Consider the following 18093-nt stretch of genomic DNA (forward strand, 5'->3'; position numbering starts at 1 on the left):
CAGGCTCCTAGAGTTTGATGCCGGTATGCAGCGCAGCCACGCCGGCAGTCAGGTTGTAGTACTCGACACGTTCCAAACCTGCGTCCTGCATCATCTTTTTCAAGGTGTCCTGGTCCGGATGCATGCGGATCGACTCGGCCAGGTAGCGGTAGCTTTCGGCATCGTTGGCGATGCGCTTGCCCAGCCAGGGCAGGACGGAAAACGAATAGACATCATACGGCTTCTTCAGCGGCTCCCAGACCTTGGAAAATTCCAGCACCAGCAGCTTGCCGCCGGGCTTGAGCACGCGCCGCATCTCGGCCAGCGCCGCGTCCTTGTGGGTCATGTTGCGCAGGCCGAAGGCGACGCTGACGCGGTCGAAGTAATTGTCGGGAAACGGCAGGCGCTCGGCGTCGCACAGCAGCACCGGGTTGGTCAGGCCGTTGTTGATCAGCCGGTCGCGGCCCACGCGCAGCATCGATTCATTGATGTCGGTCAGCCAGACTTCGCCGGTCGGGCCGGCCTGCCGGGCAAAGGCCTTGGCCAGGTCGCCGGTGCCGCCGGCGATGTCGAGCACCTTGAAGCCCGGCCGCACGCCCGCCTGGGCGATGGTGAACGCCTTCCAGATGCGATGCAGGCCGGCCGACATCAGGTCATTCATCACGTCGTACTTGGCGGCGACCGAGTGGAAGACCTCGGCGACCTTGTGCACCTTGTCTTCTTCCTGGACGGTCTGATAGCCGAAATGGGTCTGGGTCATGGCGGGGAAGGCTTGATTGAACGATTGCGCATTATACAAGTGAGCAGACCGGCCGGCGCCGGCGCTGGTTCCCGCCAGCCTTGGCGCAGACGCAAGGCTTTGCGCTGTCGGCGCCCGCTATCGGCGCCCGGACAGTCCGAAGCGCCGGCTCAGCCGTCGACCGGCTGCAGCGGCGTGTCCAGCGTCAGCTGGTAAAAGCCCAGGTCGAGCCAGCGCCCGAACTTGAAGCCGGCCTGCCGGATGGTGCCGGCATGCACGAAACCCAGGCGGGTGTGCAGGGCGATGCTGGCCTGGTTTTCCATGTCGATGCCGCCGATCAGCACATGGTATTGCTGCTCGCGGGCGGCGGCGATGAGCTGCTGCATCAGCGCCAGCCCGATGCCGCGTCCGCGCTGCGACGGGTGCACATAGACCGAATGCTCGACCGTGTACTTGTAGGCAGGCCAGGCGCGGAATGTGCCGTAGCTGCCGAAACCGGCCAGGCTGCCGTCCTCGTTTTCCAGGCCCAGCACCGGGAAATTGCCGCGTGCCTTGGCGGCAAACCAGTCGGCCATGTTCTGCGCGGTGCGCGGCTTGTAGTCGTAGAGCGCGGTGGAATGCAGGATGGCGTCGTTGAAGATGTCCAGGATGGCGTCGCCGTGGCGCTCGCGGGTGCATTGCACTGCTTGCATGTCATTGTCCCGAAAAGAATCAGGCTGGCATTGTAGCGGCCGAAAAAAAACCCGGCGCAAGGCCGGGGAAAGTCGTCGCTTTGGCAACCACTGGAGGTATATGCTGCAGAGCAATTGCCGTGCCAGGTTTCGGGCCGAATGCCGCACCGTCGAGGTGCGGGGAAAAGATGGAAAGCCGGGGCAAAAAAAACCCGCTGACCTTGCGGTAGCGGGTTAATCCATCCTTGGGAGGGTGGAGGAGACGGTTCAACTATAGTCCGGTAAATTGTGCAGTGCAATAGAAAAATGGCATCCCGCATGATTTTTCTTGATGCTTTCATCTCTCCCCGGTGGTTTTGCAGCGCAAAAACCACACGGCTCCTTGCCGGCCGCATCCCTTTACTGCGGCCCGTGCTTGCCCATCACCAGCGCCCGCAGTTCATTCAATGCGGCGATTTCGCCCTGTTCAAGGGCTACCGGCAGGGCGTCGTCCCAATCGCCATAAATGAAGCCGACCGGATGGCGATTGACCGTCAGCGGCAGCACGATAAAGCTGCGCACCGTCGGGAAGGCGTCTTTCCACCAGCGCGGCAGCTTGGCGCGGAATGCCGGGTCGCAGGCATCCTTGACGCAGACCATCTTGTCGTTGGCCAGCGCGGCATGAAACACGTCGGGCTGATAGGCGTCATTGAAGACCAGCCGCGGCGCCAGGTGCTCGATGTCTTCGCCAAAGCACATGCCGGCCAGGTACTTGCCTTCCTTGCGGTTGCGCAGGAAGGCCACCGCGCGCTTCAGGTGCAGCCCCTTGTAGATGGTTTCCAGCGCCATCGTCATCAGCTGGCTGGTGTTGATGGTGCTGATCACATCGCGCATGTCGGCCACGCCGCGCACCAGCGCCGGCGTCGCGTCGCGGCGCCGCTCGTCGCTTTCGGGTGCTTCGGCCACTGCCTGCACCGTGGCGGCGCGCGCCAGCGCCGGGTCGTCGCGCGCAGCCTCGCGGGCGGCGCTGACGGCGGCCAGCACGGTGTCGGTTTCCATGCCCAGCATGTCGGCATAGCCATCGACGATGGCAGCCAGCGCCTCGTCGTCGCCGGCCTTGTCGCACAGCACCCGCGCACAGGACGAGGACATGGTCGACAGTGCAGCCAGCCAGCCGGCATGGTCGAGCGGCTCGCCGGTTTGCGGCATCACGTCATGCAGGCTTTCGATCAGGTCGCGCGGCAGGCCCCAGCGGCGGGCGATCAGCCGCCCGATGTCCACCATGGTCATGCCCAGCACCTTGACCACCGCCACCGACTCGTCATTGCCTTGCGCCGTCAGCGTCTGGATCGCTTCCCAGTACAGCGGCAGGTAGAACGCCACCACCATGCGACCCAGTCCGTGCAGCAGGGAGCACACCACCGCTTCCTCGGCGTCGCGGGTACTGGCCTGGGCGGTGACCTGGCGCGCGATATGGCCGGCCAGCACCGCCTTTTCCATCTCGGTGCGCACGCCGACCGAGGTGCTGGACACCGTGGCCAGGCTGTCGACCAGCTTCAAGCCCAGCGCCAGATGGCCGATGGACTCGGTGCCAAGCACCATCACGGCGCGCGACACGGTATTGATCTCGCCAAACATCGCATACATGGCGCTATTGGCCAGGCGCAGCACCCGGTGCGTCAGCGCTGGGTCCGACAGCACCGTGCGCGTCATGCTGAATTCGCGCTCGTTCTCGCTCTGCATGGCACCGACAATCTGCTGGACGACATTGGAGAACCCGGGCAGGTGGCCCTGCTCCTTGATCTGCTTCCACAGCAGTTCCTGGGTCTTGCGCGAGTCGCCCAGTTCAGGTGGCATGGTGGTCATGGTCTGCATTCCTCGTTGATTGTCATGGCAGCGCCAGTTCGGCCGCGCCTGCGCCCAGCACATCCATGGCGTCGTCGAACATCATCGGGCGGCCGGTATGGTAGCCCTGTATCAGGCTGCAGCCCTGGTGGGACAGGAACTGCAGCTGCTCTTCGTTTTCGACGCCTTCGGCCACCGTGGTCAGGTTCAGGTGCTGGGCCAGGCTCAGCACCACGTTGCAGATGGCCGCGTCCTTGACCGATTGCGGCAGGTCCTTGATGAAGGCGCGGTCGATCTTCAGGGTGCTGATCGGGAAGCGCTTCAGATAGGCCAGCGAGGAATAGCCGGTGCCGAAATCGTCGATGGCGATCCGAACGTCGCGCGCGGCGATCTGCAGGAGCAGCGCTTCCGCATGCGCCGGGTCCGACATCAGGATGCCCTCGGTGATCTCCAGCAGCAGCTGACGGCCATGCAGTCCCGACAGCTTCAGCGCGTCTTCCATCAGGCCCAGGAACTGGTCATTGCGGAACTGGCGCGGGCTGACGTTGACCGACACGTACAGTTCGCGCCCGGCGACTTCCTGCAGGCGCTTCAACTGGACACAGGCGGCCTTGAGCACCCAGGCGCCCAGCAGGTTGATCAGGCCATTGCTTTCGGCCATCTGGATGAACTGGCTGGGCGAGATCAGCCCCAGTTCCGGGTGCATCCACCGCATCAGCGCCTCGAAACCCACGATCTCCCGGGTGACGGCATTGACGATGGGCTGGTAGTGCAGGAAGAACTCGCCGTTTCGCACGGCCTCGAACAGCGCCGCTTCCATCGACACGTCATGGTCGGGCGCGCTGAAGGTGGCGCGGCTGTAAATGACGCAGCGGGCGCGGCCGGTTTCCTTGGCGCGCGCCATCGCGGTGTCGGCATGGGCCAGGAGCCGTACTTCATTGTCGCCGTGCTCCGGATAGATGGCGGCGCCGACCGAGGTGGACAGATACAGCGACTGGCCTTCGATCTCGAACGGCAGCTGTATCGCGCTGATCATGCGGCGCGCTATCGGGTTGATTTCATCGGCGTGGGACGCGCCCGGCAGCACCACCATGAATTCGTCGCCGCCGATGCGGGCCAGGGTGTCGTTGTCGCGCAGCGCCTTCTGCAGGCGGCCGGCGGCCTCGCGCAGCAGCGCGTCGCCGGCGGCATAGCCGAGCGCATCATTGACTTTCTTGAAACCGTCGAGGTCGAGCGCCAGCACGGTGAAGCCGCGGCCGGTGCGCCGGGCATGGGAAATCGCCATGCGCAGCCGGTCCGACAGCAGCGCGCGGTTGGGCAGGCCGGTCAGTGCGTCGTGGGTGGCCAAATGCAGCAGACGCTCCTTGGTTTCCTGCTGCCCCGAAATATTGCGCCCCACCACCAGCACTTCGGTGCGCCCATCCAGATCGGGATGGGCGGACAGTTCCAGTTCAAACCAGTGCAGGCCGGTGCTCGTATGGACCCGCACATTGACCCTGTCATGCAGACCGCTTGCGATCACCTGGGCCATGACCGATACCAGGCCTGCCCGGTCCGGCGTATCCACCCGCTCGATCAGCATGCTGCCGCACAGGACGGCGCCCGGCGCGATGATGCCAATGGCGCGCTGGCTGGCGTGCAGAATCTCGCCATTCTCGGTGAGCGTGAAAACCAGATCCCCGGCCGACTCCGTCAGCCGCGTCAGCTGGCCTTTCAGGTGTTCTATCAAAACGTCATTTGGCATCGAAAACATGTTCGGTGATGGTTATTGGCTGAATTTCCAAACGCTCGTTCCTGAAGCCGCCAGGGCAAAGTTCGTACGGTCCGCCGTGCAAAAAAGCAATGATCCGCTTTGCCCGGCGCTGACGTCTTTCCCCGGGGACGCCTGAGCGCATCCACGGTACCGAAAGCCTATCTTCGGGTGAGACCCCAAACTTATTTACGGCAGGAAATAATCTAACTTTAACCGAGAGCTTGCCCGGAAGGAAGTCCTGTCAGGCCGAATGCCTGTGCCAGGAGGGTGTAGGAGTGACGCCGCGCGGCCGGATCGTGGGTCCAGGTATTGACCACGATTTCATCCAGGTTCAGCTGGGCCGCCAGTGCATGCAGCCTTGCAGCCACCTGCCCGGCCGTTCCGACGATGGCGCGGCGGCGCAGTGCGGCGATACGGGCCTGGTCCGCCTCGTCATAGGCGGTCGCCGCCGCTTCCTCCGGAGAGACCAGAGGCAGGCGCAGGCCGCGCTCGAAGCCGATGCGCCAATGCTCGCGGGTCCTGAGCAGATGGCGCGCCTGTTCCTCGGTATCGGCCGCCAGCGCCCAGACGCAGATCGTGGCCTGTGGCATGGGATGACGTTCGCTGGGCTGGTACAGCCTGCGGTACAGGTCCAGCGCTTCTTCCACGCCCTCCCCTTCGCTGAAGAAATAGGCATAGGCATAGGGCAAGCCAAAATGCGCCGCCAGCTGGGCGCCATAGTTCGAGCTTCCCAGTATCCACATCTCCGGCGAAGTCGGCCCTTGCGGATGGGCGCGGCTGGCGCCAAACGGATGGCCGGGCGCCAGCGGCATGCCGCTGACCCAGGCCTGCAGATCCTGCACCTGCTGTGGAAAGCGTTCCGCAGCCTGGCCGGCGTCCGGATTCAATGCATAGGCGGTGAGACGGTCCGAACCGGGCGCCCGGCCGATGCCGAGGTCGATGCGGCCGGGCGCAATGCCTTCCAGCACCCGGAACTGTTCCGCCACTTTCAGGGCCGAGTAATGCGGCAGCATCACGCCGGCGCTGCCGACCCGGATGCGTGAGGTGGTGGCAGCGATGGCCGCCATCAGCACCTCCGGCGCACTGCCGACGATGCTGCCGCTGTGATGGTGCTCGGATACCCAGTAGCGATGGTAGCCGAGCCCGTCGCAATGCCGGGCCAGCGCCAGCGACTCGGCGATGGCATCGGTCTGGGGCCGGCCGCTGACAGCGGTGGATTGGTCAAGAACGGAAAGCTTCATGGTGTGGCCGCAAGCTGCCAGTGAAAAACCGATACTGTAATGCAACACGGCGCGTCATGCGCGCCGTGCCATTTCTGCAAACCGTGCCGGGAAAGTCCCGGCAACGACCTGAATTACTTGCCTGGAGCCGGGTTGCCGCCGCCAGCGCCGCCATCGGCCGGCATGATACGGGTGCCTTCGCTGCCAGCCGGCCTTGCGGTGGCGTCAGCGCTACGCTTGGCGCGCCGTTCGGCGGTGCGCTGCTTGCGTGCCTCGCGGCGGGCGGCGCGCTCTTCCGGCGTCAGCGCCTTCGGATTGCGCAGATTCGGCTGCGACGAAGTGCCGGGCGTTGGCACTTCGGTATTGGCGCGCAGCTGGCCGGCGCCGGCGTTGCGCTCGGCCTTGACTTCCGCGCGGCTGCGGCTTGCTCCGGAGTTACGAGCAGGCTTGTCCTCGAACTGGTTGACCTTGTCGATATCGGCGGCGCTGGCGCCGGACTTGACCTCGGCGCGGCTGGTGCCGCTGCCCTTCACCGCAGCGCCCGGACGGTCACTGAATTCATTGACCCGGTTCGTATTCGCCGCGCTGGCGCCTGACTTGACTTCGGCGCGGGATTGGCTGGCCGATGGGTCGGTGGAAGTGGCGGCAGGCGCTTGCGCGAAAGCCGAAACCATCGCGGCCTGAGCCAGGGGAAGTGCCAACAGCGTGAACATTTTTTTCATTTTGCGCATCCAGTCGTTGAGAGTGAAGAAAGGGAGTAGCACCAGCACAGCCACATCGTGCAAAAAAGATACCGATTTTTCCGCAGACCGACTGTGCGCTGGCGAACACAAGCGTCATTCCACTTAACTATTTGATAAACAGCTAATATCTGTTGTATCCGCGTTACGATGTGTTTGCTACACTTCGCCGTACCAACCGTTCTAATCCGCAGATCAGTACTGCGACACGTTTCATACCGTAGCGTTTCGTGTTTCCAACGGCTTGAGATATATCATTGGCGACCATGATCCAGTCCATTCCAGTCAGCAGCCAGCCAGCACCCATCAACGTCAATGCCCTGAAGGCAAGCTGCGCGGCCTGCAGCATGCACCAGCTTTGCCTGCCTATGGGGCTTGACGATGCCGACATGTCGCGCCTCGACGCCATCATCGGACGCCGGCGCAAGGTGCCGCGCGACACCCATCTCTACCGCATGGGCGACCCGTTCACCAACCTGTACGCGATCCGGCTCGGGCATTTCAAGACCTTCCAGATCAACGTCAGCGGCGAGCAGCAGATCACCGGCTTCCAGATGGCGGGCGAGCTTCTCGGCATGGACGCCATTGGCACCGAGCGCCATCACTGCTCGGCGGTGGCGCTGGAAGACAGCGAAGTCTGCGACATTCCGTTCGCCCGCCTGGAAGAACTGTTTAGCCACATTCCCACGCTGCTGCACCATTTCCACCGGATGATGAGCCAGGAAATCACGCGCGAGCAGAGCGTCATGCTCCTGCTGGGCAATATGCGCGCCGGCCAGCGCTTTGCCGCCTTCCTGGTCAATCTGACGTCGCGCTATGCCGCCCGCGGCTATTCCTCCACCGCCTTCCAGCTGCGCATGTCGCGCGAGGAAATCGGCAATTATCTCGGCCTGACCATCGAGAGCATCAGCCGCCTGCTGTCGCGCTTCAAGAAGCTGGGCGTGCTGCAGGTAAGCAACCGCGAGATCGTGGTCCTCGATCCGGCCCGCCTGAAGGCGATGGCAGCCGGCACCGAGAAATGCGACTAGCGTGATGCCGCCAATGTCGCTGTCATAGCGGCGGCTGGCGGTCGGCCGGCACATTGGCCAGGTAATAGCTGAGCATTGCAGCCAGCGAGCAGAACAGCCAGAACAGGAAAAATCCCACCGTGTAGGCTGCCAGCGGCGACAGCGTGAACTCCACGCCGCCCAGGTGCAGGTCCTGCGGATCGAGCAGGGAAAAGAAAAAGCCTTCCGCCATCGCCGCCACCAGGAAGGACGGCCACAGGATCACCATTGCCAGACGCCGCATCTGTGCCTCCTTCAGGGTTGGTCGGCCGACAGCGCCACGGAGGCCTGCTGCGGCCAGGGCCACACGCCGTTGATGCGCCAGCTGCGGCCCTGGTCTTCCAGCATCACCTGCCAGCGCGCCATTTCCAGCATCGGCAGGCTCACGCCGAAATTGCCTTCTGCATCCGCCACCACCGGCAGCACGATGTCCTTTTCCGGACGGGTCGAATGGACCAGGCGCAGCGTCATCGCGCCCCGCGGAATGCCCTGCGCGCCGCGCATCGTGCCTGTCAGCCGGCCAGCGGCGGCATCGTAGCGCAGTGCCAGCGACAGCCCCAGCCGGCTGGCAGCCTGGTCGCGCCGCAGGTCCTGGTTGATGGCCTTGCCCTGCCGGTAATAGTCGCCCACCACCAGCGCATCCTGCTGCGAGTAGGAAAGCCAGATCGTGTAACTGCCCGCCAGCACCACCAGGAACGGACCCAGCATGATCAGCCAGGGCCAGCGGTGCTTGTACCACGGTGTGGCGGGACGTTCGAGGGTATTCATGGATGGCATTTGCATTCTCCTTCAGCGCGGCACATAAAAGACCGCTTCTTCCCTGACCTGCAGGCCGGATTCATCCAGCGCCTGCAGGCCGATATGTATCTTGTTGGATCCCTTGCCGGCCTGCCCGCCATCGATGCGCAGCCGCACCGGCACGGAACGGGTCTCGGTGCCATTGAGGGTTACCTCATCGGCGCCGGCAAGCCGCAGCGATGGCAGGCCGTCCACCACGATCCGGTAGCGATGCGGGCTCTCGGACGTGTTCATGATCTGCAGGCGGTAGACATTCTCTATCATGCCGTCCTCGATCTCGCGCCCCATCGCGCCGCGGTCGCGCAGCACGTCCATCTTCAGCGGCGTGCGCATTGCCAGCGACAGGCCGAAAGCAACGACGATGGCCAGCAGGATGGCCAGATAGATCAGCACCCTGGGCCGCAGCGCCCGGCGCCGGATGTCGGCGCCGGACAGGCCCTGCTTCATTGCATGGTCGGTGCTGTAGCGGATCAGGCCGCGCGGCGAGCCGACCTTGTCCATCACGCCGTTGCAGGCATCGACGCAGGCGGCGCAGCCTATGCATTCATATTGCAGGCCCTGACGGATGTCGATGCCGGTCGGGCATACCTGCACGCACATGCTGCAGTCGATGCAGTCGCCCAGCTTCGCCTTCAGCGCACCGCCATCCGCCCTGGCGCTCTTGGCCCGCGCGCCGCGCGGCTCGCCACGCTTTTCATCGTAGGTGATGATCAGCGTGTCCTTGTCGAACATCGAGCTCTGGAAGCGTGCATACGGGCACATGTACTTGCAGACCTGCTCGCGCATCCAGCCGGCATTGCCGTAGGTGGCAAAGGAGTAGAACAGCACCCAGAACCACTCCCACGGGCCCAGCCCGAGGGTGACGACCTCGCGCGCCAGCGTATGGATGGGCGTGAAATAGCCGACGAAGGTGAAGCCGGTCCACAGCGCCACCGCGCCCCAGGCGGCATGCTTGCCGAACTTGCGGGCAAACTTTTCCAGCGAGGCCGGCTGGCGGTCCAGGCGCATGCGGGCGCTGCGGCTGCCTTCGATCTTGCGCTCTATCCACATGAAGATTTCGGTATAGACCGTTTGCGGACAGGCGAAGCCGCACCAGACCCGGCCGGCAATGGCCGTGGCCAGGAACAGCAGATAGGCCGAGATGATGAGCAGCGCGGCCAGGTAGATGAAGTCCTGCGGCCACAGCACGATGCCGAAGATGTAGAACTTGCGCGCCAGCAGGTCGAACAGCACTGCCTGGCGGCCGTTCCAGTTGATCCACGGCAGGCCGTAGAACAGGATCTGCGTCAGCCACACACAGATCCAGCGCAGGCTGGCGTAGCGCCCCTGCACCTCGCGCGCATAGATTTCCTCGCGCGCCGCATACATCTTCACAACCGCCACTTCGGGCGTGGTATTGCTGCTCATTTCAATGCTCTTTAACTTTGGCTGGCCGTTTCCGGCCAGCGCGGCTCAGTGCGGCCTTTACTGCGGAGCCGCTCCCTTGACATTGGACAGGCCCCAGACATAAGCGGCCAGCACATGCACCTTCGCCTCGCCGAGGAAATCCTTAAACGCGGGCATGGTGTTGGTGCGGCCCTTGCGGATGGTTTCCATGATGGTGTCGGCGCTACCGCCATACAGCCAGGTCTTGTCCGACAGGTTGGGCGCGCCCAGCATCTGGTTGCCATGGCCATCGGCGCCATGGCAGGCGGCGCAGGCAGCGGAGAACTTGGGCTTGCCCAGCACCGACTTGATCGGGTCGGAGGTCGAACCCGACAGGCTCAGCACATAGTGCGCGACATTCTCCACATCCTTTTCCGAGCCGACCGCGGCTGCCATGGGCGGCATCATGCCGTTGCGGCCGTTCATGATGGTGGTCTTGACCACGTCGGGCTCGCCGCCATGCAGCCAATCATTGTCAGCCAGGTTGGGAAAGCCCTTGCTGCCGCGGGCATCGGATCCATGGCACTGCGCGCAATAGGTCAGGAACAGCCGCTCGCCGATGGCGCGGGCCTGCGGGTCGGCGGCCACCGCCTTCAGGTCCTGCTGCTGGTACTTCGCAAACAGCGGGCCATAGTCGGCCTCGGCCTGCTTGAGTTCCTGCTGGTAGGCGCCAGCCGACTTCCAGCCCAGCTTGCCCGCATACTCGCCCAGGCCCGGATACAGCACCAGGTAGGCCAGGCTGAACACGATGGTGATATAGAACAGCCACATCCACCAGCGCGGCATCGGCGTATTCAGCTCGGTCAGGTCCTCATCCCACATGTGGCCGGTGGTCTGGGTCTGCACCCTGGAGCCGGGCGGCAGCGTGATCTTGTGCTTGGACTGCGACCACAGCAGCAGGCCGCAGCCGAGGATGCCGATCAGTGTCAGCACCACGATATAGATGTTCCAGAAACCGCTGGTGAAGTCAGACATGGCCCTGCTCCTGCTGTGCTTGGTCGGATACGCCTTCGTCAGCGAAGGGCAGCTGCGCCGCGGCGTGGAAATCCTGGTCCTTGTGACGAATGAAGGTCCACCACAGGATGCCGAGGAAGGTGAGGAAACTCACCACGGTCATGGCGCTGCTGGCCTGGTCGAATAATGTTTGGATATTCATGATGACAGTGTCGATTGATTAAGCGGGCCTAGTTGCGGGCCTTGATCTGCGTGCCCAGGCCCTGCAGGTAAGCGACCAGCGCGTCCTGCTCGGTCTTGCCGGCCAGCTCGGCAGGCGCGGCGGCGATTTCCTCGTCGCTGTAAGGCACCGACAGGCGGCGCAGCGCGCGCATCTTGGGCTGCACTTCCTGCGGGTCCAGCCTGGTCTTGGCCAGCCACGGATAGCCGGGCATGTTGGACTCGGGCACCAGGTCGCGCGGGTTGTCCAGGTGGGCGCGGTGCCATTCGTCGCTGTAGCGGCCGCCAACGCGTGCCAGGTCCGGACCGGTGCGCTTGGAACCCCACTGGAAGGGCCGGTCGTACACGAATTCACCGGCCACGGAATAGTGGCCATAGCGCTCGGTCTCGGCGCGGAACGGGCGGATCATCTGCGAATGGCAGCCATAGCAGCCTTCACGCACATAGATATCGCGTCCCACCAGGCGCAGCGGCGAGTACGGCTTCAGCCCGGCAACCGGCTCGGTGGTGGACTTCTGGAAGAACAGCGGAATGATCTCCACTGCGCCGCCAATGCTGATCACCAGAACCACCAGCACGATCAGCAGCCAGGGATTCTTTTCTATCGACTCATGCGAAAACTTCATGTCTTGCTCCGTCTTTCTTAATCAAGCGTGCGCGGCATTAAGTGCCGGGATACGCGCGGCAACCGGCTTGGCGTCACGCACCGTCATATAGGTGTTGTAGGCCATCAGCAGCATGCCGGTCAGGTAGAGCGTGCCGCCGGTGAAGCGGATCACGTAGTACGGGTAGGTTGCCTTGACGCCTTCCACGAAGCTGTAGGTCAGGGTGCCGTCGGCATTGACCGCGCGCCACATCAGGCCCTGCATCACGCCGGCGATCCACATCGATGCGATGTAGAGCACGATGCCGATGGTGGCGACCCAGAAGTGCAGGTCGATCAGGCGGGTGCTCCACATGGCCTGCTTGCCCGACAGGCGCGGCAGCAGGTAGTACAGCGAACCCATGGTGATGAAGCCGACCCAGCCCAGCGCGCCGGCATGGACGTGGGCGATGCCCCAGTCGGTGTAGTGCGACAGCGAGTTCACGGTCTTGATCGACATCATCGGGCCTTCGAAGGTGGCCATGCCGTAGAACGACAGCGACACGATCAGGAACTTCAAGATCGGGTCGGAGCGCAGCTTGTGCCAGGCGCCCGACAGGGTCATCACGCCGTTGATCATGCCGCCCCACGAAGGCGCCAGCAGGATCAGCGAGAACACCATGCCGATCGACTGGGTCCAGTCGGGCAATGCCGTGTAGTGCAGGTGATGCGGGCCGGCCCACATGTAGGTGAAGATCAGCGCCCAGAAGTGGACGATGGAGAGGCGGTAGGAATACACAGGGCGCTCGGCCTGCTTGGGAATGAAGTAATAGACCATGCCCAGGTAGCCGGCGGTCAGGATGAAGCCCACCGCGTTATGGCCGTACCACCACTGGATCATTGCATCCTGCACGCCCGAATAGGCCGAATACGACTTGGTCAGAGAGGCCGGCATGCTCATGCCGTTGACCACATGCAGCAGGGTCACGGCCAGGATGAAGGCGCCGAAGAACCAGTTGGCCACATAGATATGCGCCACCTTGCGCTTGATGACGGTGCCGAAGAACACCACGGCATAGGCGATCCACACCACCGCGATCAGCAGGGTGATCGGCCATTCCAGTTCGGCGTATTCCTTGCCGCGGGTCAGGCCCATGGGCAGCGTGATGGCCGCGGACACCAGCACCAGTTGCCAACCCCAGAACGTGAAGGCCGCCAGCTTGTCCGAGAACAGCCTTACCTGGCAGGTGCGCTGCACGACGTAGTAGGACGTGGCGAACAGGCCGCAGATGCCGAATGCAAAGATCACCGCATTGGTATGCAGCGGGCGCAGCCGACCATAGGTTAGCCAGGGGATATCAAAGTTCAGGGCCGGCCATGCCAGCTGGGCAGCGATGAATACGCCAGCCAGCATGCCAATGACGCCCCACACCACAGTCGCGATCGCAAACTGCTTCACGATCCGATAGTTATAGTTCAGTGCAGTGTCCACGCAAACGCTCCAGAAGAAACAAGTAATGTCATGGCTGGAGCGTACGTTTCGGGTGTTCGAAAATCCTTGATATGAGTCAAAAATGACCGGGTTGTGGAGAAGCGGTGCGGGGACGCTGAATATGCGGTCCGAAAAGCATGACAATGCGCCATGCTTGTGGATGAAATACGTCAGCCATGGTGGGAGATGGCATTTTGGCCTTTATTTAAAGGGCTTTTTCAACTTGTGGGTTTTTGATGCGTGAAGGGCTTTGGTTTATAGCCTGAATGGCAAAGGTTATGGTGCTTGTTAAGCAAGGCTTTAATTCTGTAGCGCTTGCTGTAACTCTTCAAGTCCCGTTGAGCGCATCCTGTCAGCGATGTCTGGAGCAGATAAGGCGTGGTGTTCGTAGGGTGCAATACCCCGAAGGGGCATTGCACCTTTGGTCGATCAGGGAAGTCGGCCCACAATGCGAGCCCGGTTTGCGAACGGCGGTGCAATGCCCTTTGGGTATTGCACCCTACAACTGCAATCGCAGTTACGCGCAGCGACAGTTGCAGTTGCAGTTGCAGTTGCTTTTGAAGTTGCAGTTGCAGTGAAATCCCGTTGAGCGCGCCGTGTCAGCGGTGCCCGGAGCGGGAAAAGGTGCGGCGTCTGTCTGAGCGCAACGCAGTGGAGCGAGTTTAGCCGCGCCCCGCTCCGGGTACCGCTGACACGGGAACCCTGCGTCAGCAGGGCGCGATCACCGGGTCGCCTTTTTTTGGTTACTTTTTTTGGCGAAGCAAAAAAAGTAACCCGGCCGCCGGGACGGACTCCCGGCTTGTGTCCACGGCAGTGCAGCCGCATTGCGTCACCCGGCAAGGCACGGGCAGCACTGTCGGTGTTGACGTTCGATGTGTTCGTTGAACAAGACCCTTAACTTCAAAAGCAACTGCTGCTTCGCAGTGACGTCTTTATCCCTGATAAAACAAGCTTACTGCACTGTCGTCATGACCAGGCCGGGTGTTCGCCCCGGCAGGCGACTTACTTCTTTTGCTTCGCCAAAAGAAGCAGGCAAGAAAAGGCGACCCGGTGATCGCGCCCCGCTGCGCGGGGTCCCCGTGCCGTCGATGGCTGAAGCGGGGCGCGGCTAAACTCGCTGCGCTGCGCTCAAACAGACGCCGCACCTTTTCCCGCTTCAGCCATCGACGGCACGGCGCGCTCAACGGGACTTAAAAGCAACGGCCACTGCAACGGCCACTTCAAAAGCAACGGCCACTGCAACGGCCACTGCTTCCGCTGCCCCGGCTTAACCCTCCCCCTTATCATCATCCTGCAGCACCCGCAGCGCCGGCCCCACCATGTCATCAAACTGTCCACTATCAGACATCCGAAAAAACACCCAGATCGCCGCGAACACAATCACGATACTCAGCGGCACCAGCAGATATAAGGCATCCATTGCTTAACTTCCTTTCCGTCCGCCGCGCAAACGAAGCGCGTTGGCAATCACCAGCATGGAACTGACCGACATGCCGATGCCCGACATCCATGGGGTGATCAGTCCCGCCGCCGCCGCGGGGATGGCGATCATGTTGTAGACCATCGCCCACGCCAGGTTCTGCCGCACCACCGCCATCGCGGCATCGGCGCTTTCAGCGGCATCGGCAAGCGCTTCCAGTTTGCCTGTCAGGAGCACTGCATCCGCATGGCTCTGGGCCAGCGCAGCGCCGCTGCCCATGGCGAAGGAGACATCGGCAGCGCCCAGCACCGCGCAGTCGTTGATGCCATCTCCCACCATCGCCACCACCGCGCCTTCACGCTGCAGGCGCTGCACATAGGCCAGTTTCTGTTCCGGCAACTGGTTGCCCAGCGCTTCGGCTATGCCCAACTTCTGCGCCACTTCCTGCGCCATCGCCTGCTGGTCGCCGCTCAGGAGGATGACCTGCTTGCCTGCCTTCCTGAATCTCTCCACCACGTCATGCGCATCGTCACGCAAGCCATCCGCCAGGTCGAAGCGGGCCAGCAGGCTGCCTTCCCTGCCCAGCCAGACTGCGCTGACACCAGGCATGTCGGCCGGCGCCAGGAAACGGCCACTGAGCTGCGCGACGAAGTCAGCCCGGCCCAGCCGGTATGGGATGCCGTCGATCGAGCCGGCGACGCCCTGCCCGGGAAACTGCATCAGGTCGCTGGCGCAGAGCCGATGCCCGCCAGCGGCGCTTGTGAGCGCCTGCGCCAGCGGATGGGCGCTGCAGGCTTCCAGCGCGGCGGCAATGTCGAGGCAGGCTTCACGCTCGACGCCGCCATACAGGCCGACATCGCGCACGACCGGCTTGCCCACCGTCAGCGTGCCGGTCTTGTCGAAGACCACATGGGTGGCGCGGTGCAGGGTTTCCAGGACATGCGGCCTCAGGATCAGCACGCCGCGGCGCAGCAGGCTGTCGGTGGCGGCGGCCAGTGCGCTGGGCGTGGCCAATGACAGCGCGCACGGACAGGACACCACCAGCACCGCGATCGCCACCGACCAGGCGCGGGCGGCATCATGCCATTGCCAGAACAGGAACACGGCGGCAGCCAGCAGCAGCAGGCCCGCAACGAACCATGCCGCAACCCGGTCAGCCCATTGCGACAGGGCCGGCTTGCCCTGGCCGGCGCTTTCCGCCATGCGCACCAGGGAGGCCAGCGTGCTGGCGCCGGCACGGCGGCTGACCTGCAGCAGCGCCGCCTGGCCGGCATTGACCGCGCCGCCGGGAATGGCGTCGCCCGCAACCTTCTGCTGCGGCGCGCTTTCGCCGGTCAGCAATGAGACGTCGATGCTCGTCTGGCCTTCCAGCAGCACCGCGTCGGCCGCGACCGGCTCGCCGGGCCGCACCAGAATCACGTCGCCCGGCTCGAGGTCGCCTGCCGCCACCGTCACCGTATCGCGGCTGGCCGGATAGGCCGGCAGGCGTTGCGCGGCATCGGGCAGGCCATGCTGCAGCCGCTCCAGCGCATGGGCGGCGCGACGACGCGCGGTCAGCTCCAGCAGCCGGCTGCACAGCAGCAGGAAGATGAACATCGTCACCGAGTCGTAGTAGACCTCGCCGCTGCCGCGCAGGGTGGCAGCCACGCTGGCGATGAAGGCGGCGCCGATGCCGAGCGCCACCGGCACATCCATGGTCAGCGCGCGCTGGCGCAATGCGGCCCAGGCGCCGCGGAAGAAAGGCTGCGCGGAATAGACGACAACCGGCAGCGTCAGCAGCAGGCTGGCCCATTGCATCAACGCGGCCATGTCCGCTTCCAGCGTGCCGTCGGTGGCGAGATAGGCCGGCACCGCATACATCATCACCTGCATCATCGACAGGCCGGCGATGAACAGTTGTCGGCCCAGCGTCTTGCCGCTTCGGCGCAGTTGCGCCTCATGCCGGGCCGGATCGAAGGGATAGGCGGGATAACCGATTTCCCGCATCGCGCCCAGGATGCCGCTGAGCTTGCATTGCGCCGGATCCCAGCGCACGAACAGGCGCCCGGTCGCGACATTCATGTTGGCCGCCACGACGCCGGGCAACTGGCCGAGACGCCGCTCGATCAGCCAGACACAGGCGGCGCAGCGCAAGCCGTCGACCGACAGCGTGGCTTCAAGCATGCCGTCGGGATTGCGCGACACATCGTTCGATGTTGACTGGTCATACAGCCGCAGCTGCGCCGGCAGTGCAGCGCCCTGCTCCGCCGTGACCGCAAAGTCGGTGCGATTGCGATAGTAATCCGTCATGCCGTTCTGCACGATGGCCTGCGCCACCGCTTCGCATCCCGGGCAGCACATGCTGCGCGCAAGGCCGTCGATCTCCACCGCCCAATGGCTGTTGGCCGGGACCGGCAGGCCGCAATGGAAGCAGCCGTCGGCAGCCTTGATTTCCCTTGGCAGCGCGCTCACAGTCCGGCTCCCATCATCGAGGGCGTCAGGCACAGCGCATCCAGCCAGCCGGCGCTGATGCCGTGGCCGGCGCGCGCCAGGCCAAGCAGGCCGAAGGCCAGCACCAGCAGTCCGGCGCCCAGGCGCACGTCACGCCGGCGGGTCCATGCCTGCAGGCGGTTGCCAAGCAGGCCTATGGTCACCAGCGCGGGCATGGTGCCCAGGCCGAAGGCCAGCATCACCGCCGCGCCGCCGGAGGCCGAGCCGGTCAGCATCGCTGTCAGCAGCATGCTGTAGACCATGCCGCATGGCAGCCAGCCCCACAGCGCGCCCAATGCCAGCGCCTGGCCGGGATGCCTGATCGGCAGCAGGTGCCGGGTCAGCGGCTGCAGCCGTTGCCACAGGAAGCGGCCGCCGGCTTCCAGCCTGGCCAGGCCGCGCCAGGCATCCATCAGGTACAGGCCCAGCGCCACCAGCATCAGATTGGCCATCCAGTAGGCAGCCATCTGCAGGGGCGCGACGCCCGCCAGGTGGCGCACGCCGCCCAGCATGCCGCCGGCCAGCGCGCCCGCAGCCATATAGCTGCCAAGCCGGCCGGCATTGTAGGCCAGCACGCGCAGGCCGCCGTCCAGCGCGGCCGTGGCAGGAAAGGCGGGAACGGTGGTGACAAGCACGGGAAACGCCGGCCGCGGCGCGGCCATCGAAAAGGCGCTGACGATGCCGCCGCACATGCCCACGCAATGGACGCTGCCCACCAGTCCGGCGACAAAGAAGGGAAACAGGGACAGCGCGTTCATGAG

Annotated in this window: 17 protein-coding genes; 1 reads left to right on the forward strand and 16 read right to left on the reverse strand. The window is 64.0% G+C overall.

All coding sequences use genetic code 11. The features are described from left to right. Positions 1-7: 7 nt before the first annotated feature. From ubiE to KTQ42_RS12340, 6 genes are all read right to left on the reverse strand, one after another. Positions 8-739: a bifunctional demethylmenaquinone methyltransferase/2-methoxy-6-polyprenyl-1,4-benzoquinol methylase UbiE gene (gene ubiE / locus KTQ42_RS12315; protein ID WP_217345758.1), complete on the reverse strand. Its 732-nt coding sequence runs from the start codon at positions 737-739 to the stop codon at positions 8-10. Positions 740-888: 149 nt separating this feature from the next. Beyond that, a complete protein-coding gene (locus KTQ42_RS12320) occupies positions 889-1410 on the reverse strand; it encodes a GNAT family N-acetyltransferase (protein WP_217345759.1) in 522 nt (173 codons plus the stop codon). A 378-nt stretch (positions 1411-1788) separates the two neighbouring features. Then, a complete protein-coding gene (locus KTQ42_RS12325) occupies positions 1789-3234 on the reverse strand; it encodes an HDOD domain-containing protein (protein ID WP_217345760.1) in 1446 nt (481 codons plus the stop codon). Positions 3235-3256: 22 nt separating this feature from the next. Further along, positions 3257-4957 (reverse strand): GGDEF and EAL domain-containing protein, encoded by a 1701-nt coding sequence (locus tag KTQ42_RS12330; protein ID WP_217345761.1) that lies wholly within the window; start codon positions 4955-4957, stop codon positions 3257-3259. A gap of 218 nt (positions 4958-5175) precedes the next feature. Continuing rightward, complete coding sequence (locus KTQ42_RS12335; RefSeq protein ID WP_217345762.1) at positions 5176-6207, reverse strand: LLM class flavin-dependent oxidoreductase; 1032 nt, start codon at positions 6205-6207, stop codon at positions 5176-5178. 113 nt (positions 6208-6320) lie between these two features. Next, the gene (locus KTQ42_RS12340; protein WP_217345763.1) at positions 6321-6908 is read right to left on the reverse strand and encodes a hypothetical protein; all 588 of its coding nucleotides are present in this window, start codon (positions 6906-6908) and stop codon (positions 6321-6323) included. Between the two features lie 284 nt (positions 6909-7192). Between KTQ42_RS12340 and fnr the strand changes: the two genes are divergently transcribed. Next, on the forward strand, positions 7193-7954 hold the full coding sequence (fnr, locus tag KTQ42_RS12345) for a fumarate/nitrate reduction transcriptional regulator Fnr (RefSeq protein ID WP_217345764.1): 762 nt from the start codon (positions 7193-7195) through the stop codon (positions 7952-7954). A gap of 22 nt (positions 7955-7976) precedes the next feature. Here fnr and KTQ42_RS12350 read toward each other — a convergent pair whose 3' ends face one another. The 10 genes from KTQ42_RS12350 to KTQ42_RS12395 all read right to left on the reverse strand — a co-directional run bounded on the left by KTQ42_RS12350 (position 7977) and on the right by KTQ42_RS12395 (position 18090). Then, positions 7977-8216 (reverse strand): hypothetical protein, encoded by a 240-nt coding sequence (locus KTQ42_RS12350; protein ID WP_217345765.1) that lies wholly within the window; start codon positions 8214-8216, stop codon positions 7977-7979. Between the two features lie 11 nt (positions 8217-8227). Next, positions 8228-8740: a FixH family protein gene (locus KTQ42_RS12355; RefSeq protein ID WP_249222737.1), complete on the reverse strand. Its 513-nt coding sequence runs from the start codon at positions 8738-8740 to the stop codon at positions 8228-8230. A 21-nt stretch (positions 8741-8761) separates the two neighbouring features. Then, a complete protein-coding gene (gene ccoG, locus KTQ42_RS12360; protein ID WP_217345767.1) occupies positions 8762-10177 on the reverse strand; it encodes a cytochrome c oxidase accessory protein CcoG in 1416 nt (471 codons plus the stop codon). Between the two features lie 57 nt (positions 10178-10234). After that, the gene (ccoP, locus tag KTQ42_RS12365) at positions 10235-11170 is read right to left on the reverse strand and encodes a cytochrome-c oxidase, cbb3-type subunit III (protein ID WP_217345768.1); all 936 of its coding nucleotides are present in this window, start codon (positions 11168-11170) and stop codon (positions 10235-10237) included. After that, positions 11163-11351, reverse strand: a complete 189-nt coding sequence (locus KTQ42_RS12370; RefSeq protein WP_217345769.1) for a cbb3-type cytochrome c oxidase subunit 3 — start codon at positions 11349-11351, stop codon at positions 11163-11165. The genes ccoP and KTQ42_RS12370 overlap by 8 nt, the downstream gene beginning before the upstream one ends. A gap of 28 nt (positions 11352-11379) precedes the next feature. Beyond that, the gene (gene ccoO / locus KTQ42_RS12375; protein ID WP_217345770.1) at positions 11380-11994 is read right to left on the reverse strand and encodes a cytochrome-c oxidase, cbb3-type subunit II; all 615 of its coding nucleotides are present in this window, start codon (positions 11992-11994) and stop codon (positions 11380-11382) included. A gap of 21 nt (positions 11995-12015) precedes the next feature. After that, positions 12016-13443: a cytochrome-c oxidase, cbb3-type subunit I gene (gene ccoN, locus KTQ42_RS12380; RefSeq protein ID WP_217345771.1), complete on the reverse strand. Its 1428-nt coding sequence runs from the start codon at positions 13441-13443 to the stop codon at positions 12016-12018. A 1267-nt stretch (positions 13444-14710) separates the two neighbouring features. Further along, positions 14711-14863 (reverse strand): cbb3-type cytochrome oxidase assembly protein CcoS, encoded by a 153-nt coding sequence (ccoS, locus tag KTQ42_RS12385; protein ID WP_217345772.1) that lies wholly within the window; start codon positions 14861-14863, stop codon positions 14711-14713. A gap of 3 nt (positions 14864-14866) precedes the next feature. After that, entirely contained in the window at positions 14867-17314 is a 2448-nt protein-coding gene (locus tag KTQ42_RS12390) for a heavy metal translocating P-type ATPase (RefSeq protein ID WP_349292144.1), read from the reverse strand. Next, the gene (locus KTQ42_RS12395; protein ID WP_217345773.1) at positions 17311-18090 is read right to left on the reverse strand and encodes a sulfite exporter TauE/SafE family protein; all 780 of its coding nucleotides are present in this window, start codon (positions 18088-18090) and stop codon (positions 17311-17313) included. The genes KTQ42_RS12390 and KTQ42_RS12395 overlap by 4 nt, the downstream gene beginning before the upstream one ends. Between the last annotated feature and the right edge of the window lie 3 nt (positions 18091-18093).

Origin of the sequence: Noviherbaspirillum sp. L7-7A (genome assembly GCF_019052805.1) — a bacterium.
GTDB lineage: Bacteria > Pseudomonadota > Gammaproteobacteria > Burkholderiales > Burkholderiaceae_D > Noviherbaspirillum_A.

Excerpts from the sequence above, each read along its gene's own strand:
- ubiE (WP_217345758.1), bottom strand. The coding sequence starts at position 739 with ATGACCCAGACCCATTTCGGCTATCAGACCGTCCAGGAAGAAGACAAG.
- ccoG (WP_217345767.1), bottom strand. The coding sequence starts at position 10,177 with ATGAGCAGCAATACCACGCCCGAAGTGGCGGTTGTGAAGATGTATGCG.
- KTQ42_RS12395 (WP_217345773.1), bottom strand. The coding sequence starts at position 18,090 with ATGAACGCGCTGTCCCTGTTTCCCTTCTTTGTCGCCGGACTGGTGGGC.
- KTQ42_RS12335 (WP_217345762.1), bottom strand. The coding sequence starts at position 6,207 with ATGAAGCTTTCCGTTCTTGACCAATCCACCGCTGTCAGCGGCCGGCCC.
- fnr (WP_217345764.1), top strand. The coding sequence starts at position 7,193 with ATGATCCAGTCCATTCCAGTCAGCAGCCAGCCAGCACCCATCAACGTC.
- ccoO (WP_217345770.1), bottom strand. The coding sequence starts at position 11,994 with ATGAAGTTTTCGCATGAGTCGATAGAAAAGAATCCCTGGCTGCTGATC.
- KTQ42_RS12355 (WP_249222737.1), bottom strand. The coding sequence starts at position 8,740 with ATGAATACCCTCGAACGTCCCGCCACACCGTGGTACAAGCACCGCTGG.
- KTQ42_RS12325 (WP_217345760.1), bottom strand. The coding sequence starts at position 3,234 with ATGACCACCATGCCACCTGAACTGGGCGACTCGCGCAAGACCCAGGAA.
- KTQ42_RS12320 (WP_217345759.1), bottom strand. The coding sequence starts at position 1,410 with ATGCAAGCAGTGCAATGCACCCGCGAGCGCCACGGCGACGCCATCCTG.
- KTQ42_RS12340 (WP_217345763.1), bottom strand. The coding sequence starts at position 6,908 with ATGAAAAAAATGTTCACGCTGTTGGCACTTCCCCTGGCTCAGGCCGCG.
- KTQ42_RS12330 (WP_217345761.1), bottom strand. The coding sequence starts at position 4,957 with ATGCCAAATGACGTTTTGATAGAACACCTGAAAGGCCAGCTGACGCGG.
- KTQ42_RS12350 (WP_217345765.1), bottom strand. The coding sequence starts at position 8,216 with ATGCGGCGTCTGGCAATGGTGATCCTGTGGCCGTCCTTCCTGGTGGCG.
- ccoS (WP_217345772.1), bottom strand. The coding sequence starts at position 14,863 with ATGGATGCCTTATATCTGCTGGTGCCGCTGAGTATCGTGATTGTGTTC.
- KTQ42_RS12370 (WP_217345769.1), bottom strand. The coding sequence starts at position 11,351 with ATGAATATCCAAACATTATTCGACCAGGCCAGCAGCGCCATGACCGTG.
- ccoP (WP_217345768.1), bottom strand. The coding sequence starts at position 11,170 with ATGTCTGACTTCACCAGCGGTTTCTGGAACATCTATATCGTGGTGCTG.